Here is a 13,139-nt window from a genome sequence, read left to right as displayed (position 1 = left end):
TGCTCCATGCAGTGAAGGACGGCGCGGCGTCAGCGCCAGCGCGGGCGCCGCAGCAGCGCCGCCAGCGCCGGCCCGATCGCCGCCAGCGGCAGCACCTCGGCCGCCGCACCCAGCGCGGCGGCCTCGCGCGGCATGCCCCAGACGACCGAGCTGGCCTCGTCCTGGGCAATGGTCCAGGCGCCGGCCCGCCGCAGCGCCAGCAGCCCGGCCGCGCCGTCGTGGCCCATGCCGGTCAGCAGCGCCGCGGCGCAGCCGCCGTGCAGCTCGGCGGCGAGCGACTCGAACAGCACGTCGACCGACGGCCGGCAGGAGTGGCGCGGCGCGGCATCCGACAGGCGCAGCCGGCCGTGCACCAGCGCCAGGTGGCGCCCCGGCGGCGCCACCACCACCGCGCCGGCGGCCGCGGCGAGCGGCTCGCCATCGACCGGATGGCGCACCGGATGCGGCGACTGCGCGCCCAGCCACTCGGCGAAGGCGGCGCCGAACGGCTCGGCCAGGTGCTGCACCACCAGCAGCGGCATGGGCAGCGGCGGCGGCAGCGCGCGCAGCACCTGCACCAGCGCGCCCGGGCCGCCGGTGGAGGTGCCCAGCGCCAGCGCGCGGTACGGCAGCGGCGCCGGCGGCACGAGCGCCGCACCACCGGGCACCGCCGCGCCGGCCAGGCGGCCACGCAGGTGGGTGACGACGCGGATGCGCGCCACCATCTTCACCGCGGCGATGAAACGCTGCTCCCACGCGCCATCGGGCTCGGTGCCGAGCGGCTTGTCGAGCACGTCGACCGCGCCGGCGGCCAGCGCGTCGTAGGTGCGGAACAGCTCGCCGCGATTGATGGAGGCCGAGACCACCAGGATCGGCGTCGGGCAGTGCGCCATGATGAACTCGGTCGCTTGCAGGCCGCTCACTTTGGGCATCATCATGTCCAGCGTGATCACGTTGGGCTGCAGGGCCTGGCAGGCGGCGATCGCCTGCTGGCCGTCGGCGGCTTCGCCGACCACCCGCAGCCCGGGATCGGCCGCCAGCACCTCGCACAGCCGCGCCCGCACGGTCGGCGAATCCTCGACCACCAGGACGCGAATCATCACGCCCCCGCCAGCTGGCGCACGTGGCGCAGGAAGTCGTCCTGCGCGAACTCGCCCTTGACGACGTAGGCCTGCGCGCCGACCTGCGCGCCGCGGCGGCGGTCCTCGGCCGAGGCGCGCGAGGTGACGAGCATCGCCGGCACGTGGCGCAGCTGCGGATCGGCACGCGCGGTCTCGATGAAGCCGAAGCCGTCCATGCCGGGCATCTCGACGTCGACGAGGAACAGCGCATAGGCCTGGTGCCGCGCGCGCTCCAGGCCGTCCTCCGCGGTGGCCGCGGTGTGCACGTCGTAGCCCGCCGATTCGAGGATGCTCTGCTCGAGCATGCGGGTGGTCAGCGAATCGTCGACGACCAGCAGCGGGCGGCGCGGCGGCGCCGCCATCGCCGGGGCCGCCTGCCGGCGCAGCGCCGCCTGCACCAGGCCCTCGGCATCGAGCACCAGCAGCGGCCGGCCGTCGACATCGAGCGACGCGCCGGCGATCAGCGGATGGGCCGGCAGCGGCGCCGGCAGCGGTTGCAGCACGCAGCGCACGATGGCGCCGGCCAGCCGCGTGACGCCGAGCGCCGCGCGCGCGCCGCCGGCGTCGATCACGAGCGCCGTACGCGGGGGTGCACCCGGCGCCGCACGCGGCGGTGCGGCCGCGGCGGCGCCCTCGAAGCCGAGCAGCTCGGCGAGCGGCGCAAACGGAATCGCCGTCTCGTCGTCGACGAGCTGCTCGCCCTGCGCGCCGGCGCCGATGTCGTGCGGCTCGATGCGGCGCACGCGGCGCAGCGCGCGCAGCGGAATCTGCAGCGTGCGGCCGGCGCACTCGACGCGCAGCACGTCGACCGCGGCCAGCGCCAGCGGCAGCAGCAGCGTCACCGTGCTGCCGCGGCCGGGCTCGGTGTGCAGCTCGATGCGCCCGCCGAGACGTTCGACGGCGTCGCGCGCGACATCCAGCCCGACGCCGCGGCCGGCCTGCTCGGTCAGCCGGCCGGCGGTGCTGACGCCACCGCGCAGCAGCAGCGCGAGCAGCGCATCGCGGCCGAGGGTCTCGCCGCCCTCGCTGCCCTCCCCGTCCTTGCCGAGCAGGCCGCGCTGCCGCGCGACGCGACGCACGGCGTCGAGGTCGAAGCCGGCACCATCGTCGCTGCAGGCCAGCGCCACCTGCGCGCCGCGGCGCTCGACGCTGATCGTCACCCGCCCCGCCGCCGGCTTGGCTGAAGCCGCGCGCTGCGCCGGCGCCTCGATGCCGTGCGCCAGCGCGTTGCGCACCAGCTGCACCAGGGCCGGCTGCACGCCGGCGAACAGGTCGGCGTCCAGCCTCACGTCGCCGCCGCGGGCCTCGAACTGCAGCGGCTTGCCCAGCGCGACGGCCGCGTCGCGCGCGGCGCGTTCGAGTGCGCCGAACAGCGCCGCGGCCGGCGCCAGGCGCAGCTGCTCTGCCCCGTCGCCGACCTGGCGCAGCGTGCGGTCGAGCTGCTCGGTGGCGCCCTGCAGCGTGCGCGCGCCGCTGCCGAGCAGCGTCGCGAGCTGTTCGGCGAGCGCGCGGGCTGCCACCCCGCCCGGCGCCGCCGGCACGGCGAGCAGGTCGAGCAGGCGCGCCGCGGCGCCGCGTGCCTGCAGCGCCGCGGCGGTGCCGCGCTGCAGCGCAGCGATCTGCGCATGGCCTTGCGCGATGCCGTCGCGCAACGTGTCGATCTCGGCCACGTCGGCGCGCAGCGTGCGCTGCCCGGTGGCGTCGGGTGCGGCGGCGGCCTGGGCACCGGGTGCGGCCGCCGGTGCGTCAAGCGCCGCCAGCTGCGCGCCGATCGCATCGACCGCGGCGAGCAGGCCGTTCACCGCGTCGCCGGGCACCCGCCCGGCCGCCTCGCGCCACGGCGCCAGCGCATCCTCGATCGCGTGGGCGCGCTCGGCGATGCCGGCCTGGCGCACGACCCGCGCCGCGCCCTTCAGCGTGTGCGCCAGGCGCAGCAGCCGCGGCACGACGGCCGCTCCGGCGCCGCCCTTGTCGAGCGCCAGCGCGCCCTGGCCGAGCTGTTCGAGCAGCTCGCGCCCCTCGACGCGGAAGAACTTGTACGGATCGCGCTGCATCGCCTTGGCCGCGTCGTTGGCGAGTTATGCGCTCAACACCGCCTGCGGCCGCACCAGGCGCAGCAGGTCCTTCGACAGGCTCGCCAGCTGCGAGACGGTGGCCAGCGTCTGGCCCGAGCTGGCCTCGGTCTCGCGGGTGGTCTGCGCAACGCTGCCGATGGCGATGTTGACCTGCTCGACGGCGCTCGCCTGCTGCTTGGTCGACAGCTCGATCTCGCGCGCGGCCTCGGTGGTGGTGGCCACCAGCGCCGCGATCTGCTTGAACGCCAGCGCGACGTCGGCGAACTGCTGCGAACCGGCATCCACTGCCTTCGAGCCGGTCTCGGTGGCCATCACCGTGGTGTTGACCGCGCCGCGCACGTCGTCGACCAGCACGCGGATCTCCTTGGCCGAGCCGCCGACGCGGTCGGCCAGCGCGCGGATCTCGTCGGCGACGACGGCGAAGCGCTTGCCGGACTCGCCGGCGCCGGCGGCCTCGATCGTCGCGTTGATGGCCAGGATGTTGGTCTGCTCGGCAAGCTCGGCGACGATGTCCAGCACGGCGCCGATCTGCTGCGACTTGCGGCCGAGGTCGAGCATGTGGCCGACGATGGTGTCGACCTGGCGGCGGATGCCGGCGATCGACTCGTGCGCCTGGTCGACGCGGCCTTCGCCGCCGCGCGCGGCGCCGGCGGTCTCTTCGGCGACCTGCGCCACGCGCTGCGTGCTCTCGGCGATCTGGCGCGAGCTGGCCAACAGCTCGCTGACCGTGGTGCCGATCTCGCTGACCGCGGTCGCCTGCTCGCGGGCGCCGGCGCTTTGCTGGTTGGCCGCCGCCTGCAGCTCGACCGACGAGCTCTGCACGTGGCTGACGGCCGAGCCGATCTGGCGGCTCAGCGTGCGGCCGAGCACCAGCGCGAGCACGGCGGCGATGACCGCGGCGGCCGCCGCGACGCCGACCATCAGGTTGATCGACGCCGCCGCCGCGGCCCGCGACTGGTCGCGCGCCTGCTGCATCAGCCGCTCCTCCTTGGCGACGAAGGCATTGGCCTGCTGGCGCAGCCGCTCGCGCCGCGGCTGCACGTGCTCGTCGAACAGGCGCACGATGGCCTCGGTGGCGCCGTTGCTGCGCACCAGCGCGAAAACCTTCTCGAGCCCGGCCCAGTGTTCGGCCTCGGCCAGGGCGAGCGCATCGAGCAGCGCCTGCTCCTCGGCGCTGTCGGTGGTGCGACGCGTGCGCTCGAGCATCGCCAGGTAGTCGCTGCGGGACTGGCGCGCGCGCTGCACGTAGTCCTCGTCGCGCGTCAGCACATAACCGCGCGATGACGCCACGCTGTGCTCGACGGTCGCCGTCATGCGCTGTGCATCGATCAGCGGCTGCACGAACGTGGTGAAGAGGTGCTCGCGCTCGGCCAGCATGTCGCGCAGCGACTGCACGGCCAGCGCGCCGAGCACGACGGTCAGCGCGACCACCAGCAGGAAGCCGGCGCCGATCTTCTGCGCGAAGGTCCAATGTCCACCGATCATGATCATTCCCTCCAGGGCGGCGCCGCCGCGTCGAGCGCGGCCAGCACCGAAGTCAACTCGATCACCGGGCACCAGGGCGTGCCCGCACCGTCCAGCCGCGCCAGCGTGCGCACATGCGCCGGCGCGGCGCCGCCGTCGGCATCGGCAGCGACCAGCGCGTCGGACGCCAGGCGTGCCGATCCGTCGAAGCCGTCGAACGCCAGGGCCAGCGGCCGCGCCGCGGCCAGCGCCCACCAGCGCGGCGCATCACCGCCACTCCCGCCGCCGCCCCCGATACCGAGCAGGCGGCGCAGGTGGTAGACGGCGACCAGCCGCCCGCCGATGCTGGTGAGGCCGGCCAGCTCGGGCGCCGCGCCCGGCAGCGGGGTCAGCGCTTGGCCGGCGTGCAGCCCGGCGACCTCCGCCAGGCGCAGCGCGTAGGCGGCGCCGCCGAGCCGGATGCGCAACAGCTCGCTCTGCGACGGCGCCGCCGCCGCGCGCGGGCGGCTGAAGCTGCGGTCGAAGGCCTCGCGCAGCGCCGCCGCGCGATGCTCGAGCGGCGGCTCAGGCAATCCGGGATCGATGCGCTCGTTCACTGGCCGCTCCCCGGGGCCTTGTCGGCCGCCGCCAGCTCGCGGCGGGCCAGCGCCAGCAGGTCCTCGCGCGAGAAGCCGCCGCCCAGCAGGCCCAGGCGCTGCGCATCGTCCTGTTGCAGCAGTTCCAGCGCCCAGCGGCCCTGCTCGCGCTGTGCGAGGGCATCGCCGCGCCGGCGCGCCAGCCGCGCGAGCTGCAGTCGCGGCAGCGCGAAGCGCGGATCGAGGCGCGCCGCCACCTGCGCCGCCTGCGCCGCGGCGACGGCGTCGCCGGCCGCTTCGCGAGCCAGCGCCTGCAGGTAGCGCGCGGCCGCCGCGTGCTCGTCCCGCATCAGCAGGCGCTGGCAGCAGCGCTCGGCATCGGCCAGCGCGCCGGACTGCGTCAGTGCGACCGCCCTCAGCAGCAGCGCCTCGGCATCGGCATCACCGTTGGCCGGCAGCGCATCGAGGCGCTCGAGCGCGTCGGCGAAGCGTTCGGCCTGCAGCAGCGCGCGCGCGGCGGTGAGCGTGACCTGCCGCGCGTCACGCGCCTGCCCGGCCGGCGCTGTCGCGGGCTCCGCGGCGGCGGCGCGGCGCGTCAAGGCATCGACGCGCGACGAGGCCCCGGCGATCAGGTCGAACCAGGCGCCGCTGGCATCGGCGCCGGGCGCCGCGCCGGCTTCTGCGGCGGCGCGGGGCACCGCACGGGCTTCTGCAGCGCCGCGGGCCGCGGCGGCCTGCGGCACGGCCGAGGCCGCCGCGCCGTCGAGGCGCCGGTAGTGGAAGCTGCCCGCGGCTTCGCGCAGCACGAAGCCGTCCGACAGGCCGCGCAGGGTTTCGGCGTGGCCGACGAACAGGCTGCCGCCGGGCACCAGCAACTGCGCCAGCCGCGCCACCAGCGTGCGCGCGGCCGCCGGCGTCAGGTACATCAGCAGGTTGCGGCAGAACACCACGTCGACACTGCCGGGCGGCCACGGCCACGGCGCCTCGCCGCACAGGTTCAGCGCCTCGAAGCGGACCGCGGCGCGGATGCCGGCGTCGAGCTGCCAGTGCGCGCCATCGCGGCGGAACCAGCGCTGGCGCAGCAGCGGCGGCGTCTCGCGCAACGACCAGTCGCCATAGCGGGCGCGCCGCGCGTGCTCGATCAGCGCCGGATTGAGGTCGACCGCATCGATGCGCGCCGGGCAGCCCAGCTCGCTGGCGACGATGGCCAACGAATAGGCCTCCTCGCCTGAAGCACAGCCGGCGCACAGCAGGCGCAAACCGCCCGCCGCGGCGCGCGCGCGCCCGGGCAGCTGCTCGCGCAGCGCGGCAAACTGCTCGGCATGGCGGAAGAAGTAGGTCTCGGCGACGGTGACGTCGGGAGCCAGCGCGTGGGCCTCGACCGAGTCGGATTGCAAACGCTCGAAGTACGCGGCCGGCGTCAGCCCGGTGGCCGCCAGGCGCCGCTGCAACAACAGCGCCAGCGCGTCGTCGCGCTGCGCGTCGAGCTGCAGGCCGAGCCGCTGCGCCAGCAGCTGCCGGAACGATTCGACCGGCGGCGCCTGGCCGAGGGCTGCCGCCATCACGCCGCCGCGCCCGCGTCCGCGCGGGCGGCGTCGGCCAGCGGGACCGCCGCGTCCGCCCGAGCGGCATCGACCCGCGCGTGCGCCGCCTCGGGCAACAGCCGCGCCTGCCCGAGCAAGAGCAGCAGCGCGCCATCGAGGGCGGCGATCGCATCGATGGTGCGCGACCCCGCCTCGTGCAGCAGCGGCGGCAGCGCATGCAGCGCGGCGTGCGGCATGCTGCGCACGCCCAGCACGCCATCGACCGCCAGCGCCACCGGCCGCTCCGCAACGCTGATAGTGATCAGCCGGCCGGCCAGCGCGCCGGCCGCGCCGAGCAGCGCGGCCACGTCGACCACCGGTACCGGCTCACCGCGGATCACGGCCAGACCGAGCACGCCGGCGGGCGCATCGGCCAGCGCCTCGATCGGCAGCGCGCGCATCGTCTCGCGCAGGCAGGCCAGCGGCAGCGCGCAGCGCCAGCCGCCGGCCTCGAAGACCAGCACCGCGGCGTGAGCGCCGGGCGCCGGCGCGGGGCGCGGCAAATCCTGCATGCCGACGCCGTAGACCACTGGCGTGTCCATCGTTGCCGACTCCCTGAGGGGGCCTTGGGGGGCCCTTGTGCACTGCATCTTGCCAGCGCGGGCGGGCCGGGGCAACCGGTACGTTCAGGTGTCGGCCACCTCGGCTTGCACCGGCGTCGCCGAGCGCGTCAAGCCGGAGCAGTTAACGCGCCGCCTTGCGCAGCAGCGGCAGCACGTCCGACGGCGGTGTCACCTTCGGATCGAAGGGATGCGAGCGCACCCCGCCGAGCGACGCGATGATGCGGCGCACGTAGTGCCGCGTCTCGGCGTACGGCGGCACGCCGCGGTAGCGCTCGACGGCGCGCTCGCCGGCGTTGTAGGCCGCCAGCACCAGCGCCAGGTCGCCCTCGAAATACGCCAGCAGCCAGCGCAGGTAGGCCATGCCGCCGCGGATGTTCTGCGCCGGATCGGTCAGCTTGCGCACCTGGAAGCGCGATGCCGTGTCGGGCATCAGCTGCATCAGGCCCTGCGCGTTCTTCGGCGAGACGGCGAGCGGGTCGAAGTTCGATTCGGTGGCCATCACCGCCAGCACCAGCTGCGGCTGCAGCTGGTAGTCCGGCGCGACCAGCTTGACGAAGCGCACGATCGGCTCGGGTGCGTTGGCCGGCGGCGGCAGGAAGGCCAGCGCGTTCGGCGCGAGCCCGGGTTGCCCGGCCTGCCCGAGCCTGGCACGCGCGGCCGGCGCCACCGGCGCTGCGGCCAGCGGCGGCGGATCGGTGTCCGGCGGGCGCAGGCAGGCCGGCGGATCGCCGCGCGGCGTGCCCATCGAGGCGAGCATGTTCTTCGCCTGCTCGATGCCCTGCTCGGCGGCCGCGGCGAAGAGGTGCGCCGCCTGCGCATCGTCGCGCTCGATGCCGCGCGAATTGGTCAGCATCCAGGCCAGGCTGTATTGCGCCTCGGCGTCGCCATAACGTGCGGCGCGGCAGTACAGCTGGGCGGCGCGCACGGGGTCACGCGCGATGCCGCCGTCGCCGTGCTCCAGCGCCTGCGCCTCCTGGCGCCAGCGCAGCACCTGCGAGGGCACCACCGGCCCACGCTCGGCCGGCGGCACGGCCGGGCGCGGCAGCGATTCGAGCGTCAGCACCGGCGGCACCAGCGCCGGCATGGTCGTGGCCGCGGCGGCGGAGGCGCCCAGCGCCATGACGAGCAGCGAACGGGCGAGCAGCGGAGTGACGGCAGACCTCATGACGGCGCGCATCATGAACCCAGCGCCGCCACGCTGCACGCCCACGAGCGTGAAACACTGCCGCGACATCGGCTCCGAGCCGCTCTTCCCCCTACATCGACAGCCGCATCACGCCGCCGAACTCGGCGCCGCTGCGCCGCTTCGGCACGTCGGCCTCGTGGCCGGCGAAGAGCCGCTCGAGGATCTGGTTCGGCCGCAGGTCCTCGACGCGGCGGTAGCCCATTGCCAGCAGCTCGCGCGCCAGCGCTTCCTCGCGCGCGAAGAAGCGCCACGGCTCGCCCATGCGCGCGAAACGGCGCTTCAGCAGCGCCAGCACGCCGCGGCGGTGCCACTGCCAGCGGCCCGGCTCGCTGACATAGTCGAAGACCACGGCGCTGCCCGGCGCGCCGGCCTCGCGCAGTGCGCGCAGCGTCGCCATCACCACGTCTTTCGTGAGGTAGACGGTCACGCCGAGCCAGGTGAAGACGGCCGGCTGCAGCGGATCGAAGCCGGCCGCGCGCAGGCCGGCCATGAAGTCGCCAGTCTCGAAATCGACCGGCACGTAGCGCAGCGCCGGCGGCACGGCGATTCCCGCCTCGGCGAGCAGCCCGCGCTTCCAGGCCTGCGTCGCCGGATGGTCGACCTCGAACATGCGCAGCGCCGGTGCGGGATAGGGGCTGCGATAGGCGAAGGTGTCGAGGCCGGCGCCGAGCACGACGAGCTGCGTCGCGCCGCGCGCGACCGCTTCGTGGATGGTGTCCTCGGCGATGCGGCTGCGCGCGGCCAGGGGCGCGCGCAGCGCGCGCGCCACCCGGTTCTCGGGCTCCGTCATCACGCGCTCGGCCGTCTCGCGGCCGAGGATGCGCAGCGCCAGCGGATCGTTGAATACGCGCCCCTGGTCGAGCACCTGGTGGCGTGCGCGCGCCATGCCGGCGCGCAGCGCGGTGCTGCTCGGTGTATCGGCCCTCATCGTTGTGTCTCCTGCCTCTGGCCCGCCATGCGGTGCGCATACGGTAGGGCGCGAACACGGCCGATGAAATGCGTAGGACTACGACACCACGGTTGCGGGGGCCGGCAGCGGCTGCGCATCGCGCACGCGGTGCGCCGGCAGCACGATGCGGAAGGTCGAGCCCTTGCCCGGCTGGCTGTCGACCTGCAGCGTGCCGCCATGGCGCTGCACCACGTGCTTGACGATCGCCAGGCCGAGGCCCGTGCCGCCGGTCTCGCGCGAGCGGCTCGAATCGACGCGGTAGAAGCGCTCGGTCAGCCGCGGGATGTGTTCCTTGGCGATGCCGACGCCCGAATCGGACACGCTGAATTCGGCGCCGCCGTCGGCGCGCCGCACGTAGGCCACGCGCACGCTGCCACCGGCCGGCGTGTAGCGCAGCGCATTGCTGCACAGGTTCCACACCGCACTGAAGAGCTCGGACTCGTCGCCGTTGACGGCCGCCCCGCCGCCGTCGGCATCGACGCTCAGCTGGTGCTGGCCGTGGTCGCTCGCCCGGGCGTCGTTCTCGACGTGCTGCAGCAGTGCCGCGACGTCGACCCAGGCATCGGCCGGCGGCCGCGGCGCGCCCTCGATGCGCGCCAGCGCGAGCAGGTCGGTCACCAGGTTCTGCATGCGCTGGGTCTGCTGGCGCATCAGCGTCAGCACGCGCTCGCGCTCGACTTCGGTCAGCGGCAGCGTCGACAGCGTCTCGACGAAGCCGGACAGCACCGTCAGCGGGCTGCGGATCTCGTGCGAGACGTTGGCGACGAAATCGCGCCGCATCGTGTCGCTGCGCTCGCGCTCGGTGATGTCCTGCGACAGCACCAGCTTCGAATCCTCGCCGTAGCGGCGCACCAGCACCTGCAGCAGCGCTTCGCCGTGCGGACTGGGGAAGCTGACGGGCTCGTCGATGTCGCCGGACTGCAGGTGCTCGACGAAGGCGGGCGCGCGCACCAGGTTCGTGATGCGCTGTTCCCGATCGCGCAGGCCATCGAGGCCGAAGTGCTGCGCGGCGACATGGTTCAGCCACTGGATGTGGTCCTGCGCGTCGAGCAGCAGCACGCCATTGGGCGAGGCCTCGATCGCTTGGAGGAACTGTGCCAGCCGCCGCTGCTCGGCTTGCGTGATGGCGCCGAGCGCACGCATCGCCCGCTCGATGCGGTAACCGAGCTCGCCGACCGGACCCGCGCCGCGCGGCGCGTCGCGGCCGTCACCGGCGGCAACCCAGCGCGCGAGCTTGCGCAGCGACCACCAGTCCAGCAGCAGCCAGCTCAGCAGCGCCAGTGCCGCCGTAACGCTCAAGGTGAGCAGCCAGGCGGCGGGGCCGCTGGCGAACGTCGGGCCGACGACCAGCCCGACCAGCAGCGCGGCGCAGGCGCCGAGCGTGCGCAGCGGGAGTCGATCCATCGGCACCGCGGTCAGACTGCGGAAGCCTGCGTGCGGCTCAGCCGGTAGCCGGCGCCACGCACGGTCTCGATCAGCTCGGAGCAGCCGACCGGCGCCAGTGCGCCGCGCAGCCGCTTGATGTGCACGTCGACCGTGCGCTCCTCGATGAAGACATGGTCGCCCCAGACGCGGTCGAGCAGTTGCGAGCGGCTGTGCACGCGCTCCGGGTAGGTCATCAGGAAACGCAGCAGGCGGAATTCGGTGGGGCCGAGCGTCACTTCGTCGCGGCCGAAGTGCACGCGCCGCGTCGCCGGATCGAGCGACAGCGCGCCGACCGACACCGCGGCGTCGAGCGCCTCGGGCAGCTTGCGCCGCAGCACCGCGCGGATGCGGGCCATCAGCTCGCTCGGCTTGAACGGCTTGGTCAGGTAGTCGTCGGCGCCGGCATCGAGGCCTTGCACCAGGTCGCGCTCCTCGGAGCGCGCGGTCAGCATGATGATCGGCAGCTCTTTCGTGCGCAGGTCGGCCCGCCAGCGCCGCGCCAGCGCGACGCCCGATTCGCCCGGCAGCATCCAGTCGAGGATCACCAGGTCGGGCAGCGTTTCGCGCACGCGCTCCACCGCATCGTTGGCGTCGGCAGCCAGCCGCACCTCGTGGCCTTCGTGCCGCAGGTGCAGCGCGATCAGCTCGGCGATCGCCGGCTCGTCTTCGACGATCAGCACGCGGCCCATGTTCAGCGCACCACCGATTCGACGCCTTCGAGCGGGGTGTGCCGCACGTCGGCGCCCTTGACGATGTAGATGACCTGCTCGGCGAGGTTCTTGGCATGGTCGCCGACGCGCTCGATCGCCTTGGCGACGAACACCAGGTCGATGCTCGCCGAGATCGTGCGCGGGTCTTCCATCATGTAGGTCACCAGCTTGCGCAGCAGGCCGTCGAACTCCTGGTCGATCTCGTTGTCGCTCTTGATCACCGCCAGCGCGGCGGCGGCATCCAGCCGCGCGAAGGCATCGAGCGCGCGCCGCAGCGAGGTCGTCGCCAGGTTGGCTTCGAAGGACACGTCGCCGACCGGCAGCCGCATGCGGCTGGAGACGCCGGTGTTCATCAGGCGCTGCACGGTGCGGGCGATGCGCGCCGCTTCGTCGCCGACGCGCTCGAGATTGCCGATGGTCTTGGAGACCGCGATCAGCAGGCGCAGGTCACGCGCGGTCGGCTGGCGCCGCGCGATGATCGACGACAGGTCGCGATCGATGTCGACCTCCATCTGGTTGACGCGCGCCTCGCGCTCCAGCACCTGGCTGGAGGTCTCGCCGCTGAAGTTCGTCAGCGCATAGATGGCCTGCGCCACCTGCGATTCGACCAGGCCGCCCATCTCGAGCACGCGGGTCGAGATGGCGCTGAGCTCGGCGTCGAATTGGGTCGAGAGATGCTTGTCGGTCATGGCGGTCCTTGCTCGTCCCGGGTCAGCCGAAACGACCGGTGATGTAGTCCTCGGTCTCTTTGCGCTTGGGCTTCATGAAGATCTCGCGCGTCTCGCCGAACTCGATCAGCTCGCCCAGGTACATGTAGGCGGTGTAGTCCGACACGCGCGCGGCCTGCTGCATGTTGTGGGTGACGATCAGCACAGTCACCTTCTGCTTGATCTCGCCGATCAGCTCTTCGATCGAGCCGGTGGCGATCGGGTCGAGCGCCGAGGTCGGCTCGTCGAACAGGATGATCTCGGGATCGGTGGCCAGCGCGCGCGCAATGCACAGCCGCTGCTGCTGGCCGCCGGACATCGCGACCGCCAGGTCGTCGAGCCGGTCCTTGGCCTCGTTCCACAGCGCGGCGCCCTTCAGGGCCGCCTCGACCTTGTCGTCGATGTAGCTGCGTGACTTCTCGCCGCGCACGCGCAGCCCGTAGGCGACGTTCTCGTAGATCGACTTGGGGAACGGATTCGGCTTCTGAAAAACCATTGAAATCCGCATGCGCACTTCGATCGGATCGACGTGCCGGTCGAGCACGTCGACCTCGTCCGGATGCAGGTAGATCTGCCCGTCGTAGCGGTGACCCGGGTACAGGTCGTGCATGCGGTTGAAGCAGCGCAGGTAGGTCGACTTGCCGCAGCCCGAGGGGCCGATCAGCGCGGTGACCTTGTTCTCGAAGACCGGCATCGAGATGCCCTTCAGCGCCTTGAACTCCCCGTAGTAGAAGTCCAGCTGCTTGGATTCCGCCTTCAGCGCGGGCGGCTTGGTCGGCAAGGTGATCGTCGAGGGCATGGG

At 73.7% G+C, this 13,139-nt stretch carries 12 protein-coding genes; all 12 read right to left on the bottom strand.

The window, feature by feature from the left end:
- Window positions 1-29: 29 nt before the first annotated feature.
- A complete protein-coding gene (cheB, locus tag HLB44_RS14120; protein WP_173123490.1) occupies window positions 30-1,079 on the bottom strand; it encodes a chemotaxis-specific protein-glutamate methyltransferase CheB in 1,050 nt (349 codons plus the stop codon).
- On the bottom strand, window positions 1,079-3,154 hold the full coding sequence (locus HLB44_RS14115; RefSeq protein ID WP_173123488.1) for a hybrid sensor histidine kinase/response regulator: 2,076 nt from the start codon (window positions 3,152-3,154) through the stop codon (window positions 1,079-1,081). Before HLB44_RS14115 ends, cheB begins: the two co-directional genes overlap by 1 nt.
- A gap of 24 nt (window positions 3,155-3,178) precedes the next feature.
- Window positions 3,179-4,660: a methyl-accepting chemotaxis protein gene (locus HLB44_RS14110; protein WP_173123486.1), complete on the bottom strand. Its 1,482-nt coding sequence runs from the start codon at window positions 4,658-4,660 to the stop codon at window positions 3,179-3,181.
- 2 nt (window positions 4,661-4,662) lie between these two features.
- Window positions 4,663-5,235 carry a chemotaxis protein CheW gene (locus HLB44_RS14105; RefSeq protein ID WP_173123484.1) on the bottom strand — a complete coding sequence of 191 codons (573 nt, stop codon included), beginning with the start codon at window positions 5,233-5,235 and terminating at the stop codon, window positions 4,663-4,665.
- Window positions 5,232-6,776 carry a CheR family methyltransferase gene (locus tag HLB44_RS14100; protein ID WP_173123482.1) on the bottom strand — a complete coding sequence of 515 codons (1,545 nt, stop codon included), beginning with the start codon at window positions 6,774-6,776 and terminating at the stop codon, window positions 5,232-5,234. The genes HLB44_RS14105 and HLB44_RS14100 overlap by 4 nt, the downstream gene beginning before the upstream one ends.
- Window positions 6,776-7,339 (bottom strand): chemotaxis protein CheW, encoded by a 564-nt coding sequence (locus tag HLB44_RS14095; protein ID WP_173123480.1) that lies wholly within the window; start codon window positions 7,337-7,339, stop codon window positions 6,776-6,778. The genes HLB44_RS14100 and HLB44_RS14095 overlap by 1 nt, the downstream gene beginning before the upstream one ends.
- 142 nt (window positions 7,340-7,481) lie before the next feature.
- A complete protein-coding gene (locus HLB44_RS14090) occupies window positions 7,482-8,525 on the bottom strand; it encodes a transglycosylase SLT domain-containing protein (RefSeq protein WP_173123478.1) in 1,044 nt (347 codons plus the stop codon).
- Window positions 8,526-8,616: 91 nt separating this feature from the next.
- Window positions 8,617-9,474, bottom strand: coding sequence for a class I SAM-dependent methyltransferase (locus HLB44_RS14085; protein ID WP_173123476.1), 858 nt, complete (start codon window positions 9,472-9,474; stop codon window positions 8,617-8,619).
- Window positions 9,475-9,552: 78 nt separating this feature from the next.
- Window positions 9,553-10,899, bottom strand: coding sequence for a phosphate regulon sensor histidine kinase PhoR (gene phoR / locus HLB44_RS14080; RefSeq protein WP_173123474.1), 1,347 nt, complete (start codon window positions 10,897-10,899; stop codon window positions 9,553-9,555).
- An 11-nt stretch (window positions 10,900-10,910) separates the two neighbouring features.
- Window positions 10,911-11,609: a phosphate regulon transcriptional regulator PhoB gene (gene phoB, locus HLB44_RS14075; protein ID WP_173123472.1), complete on the bottom strand. Its 699-nt coding sequence runs from the start codon at window positions 11,607-11,609 to the stop codon at window positions 10,911-10,913.
- A 2-nt stretch (window positions 11,610-11,611) separates the two neighbouring features.
- Window positions 11,612-12,319, bottom strand: a complete 708-nt coding sequence (gene phoU, locus HLB44_RS14070; RefSeq protein WP_173123470.1) for a phosphate signaling complex protein PhoU — start codon at window positions 12,317-12,319, stop codon at window positions 11,612-11,614.
- A 22-nt stretch (window positions 12,320-12,341) separates the two neighbouring features.
- Entirely contained in the window at window positions 12,342-13,136 is a 795-nt protein-coding gene (gene pstB / locus HLB44_RS14065) for a phosphate ABC transporter ATP-binding protein PstB (protein WP_173123468.1), read from the bottom strand.
- Window positions 13,137-13,139: the final 3 nt, after the last annotated feature.

It is taken from the genome of Pseudaquabacterium terrae, assembly GCF_013266755.1.
Taxonomy (GTDB): Bacteria; Pseudomonadota; Gammaproteobacteria; order Burkholderiales; family Burkholderiaceae_C; genus Pseudaquabacterium; species Pseudaquabacterium terrae.
This window is presented reverse-complemented; position numbering and strand designations above follow the sequence as displayed.

Bases quoted from the DNA above. Each gene is read 5' to 3' on its own strand.
- HLB44_RS14110 (WP_173123486.1), bottom strand. From the start codon at position 4,660: ATGATCGGTGGACATTGGACCTTCGCGCAGAAGATCGGCGCCGGCTTC.
- phoB (WP_173123472.1), bottom strand. From the start codon at position 11,609: ATGGGCCGCGTGCTGATCGTCGAAGACGAGCCGGCGATCGCCGAGCTG.
- HLB44_RS14095 (WP_173123480.1), bottom strand. From the start codon at position 7,339: ATGGACACGCCAGTGGTCTACGGCGTCGGCATGCAGGATTTGCCGCGC.
- cheB (WP_173123490.1), bottom strand. From the start codon at position 1,079: ATGATTCGCGTCCTGGTGGTCGAGGATTCGCCGACCGTGCGGGCGCGG.
- pstB (WP_173123468.1), bottom strand. From the start codon at position 13,136: ATGCCCTCGACGATCACCTTGCCGACCAAGCCGCCCGCGCTGAAGGCG.
- phoU (WP_173123470.1), bottom strand. From the start codon at position 12,319: ATGACCGACAAGCATCTCTCGACCCAATTCGACGCCGAGCTCAGCGCC.
- HLB44_RS14085 (WP_173123476.1), bottom strand. From the start codon at position 9,474: ATGAGGGCCGATACACCGAGCAGCACCGCGCTGCGCGCCGGCATGGCG.
- HLB44_RS14100 (WP_173123482.1), bottom strand. From the start codon at position 6,776: ATGGCGGCAGCCCTCGGCCAGGCGCCGCCGGTCGAATCGTTCCGGCAG.
- phoR (WP_173123474.1), bottom strand. From the start codon at position 10,899: ATGGATCGACTCCCGCTGCGCACGCTCGGCGCCTGCGCCGCGCTGCTG.
- HLB44_RS14090 (WP_173123478.1), bottom strand. From the start codon at position 8,525: ATGAGGTCTGCCGTCACTCCGCTGCTCGCCCGTTCGCTGCTCGTCATG.
- HLB44_RS14115 (WP_173123488.1), bottom strand. From the start codon at position 3,154: ATGCAGCGCGATCCGTACAAGTTCTTCCGCGTCGAGGGGCGCGAGCTG.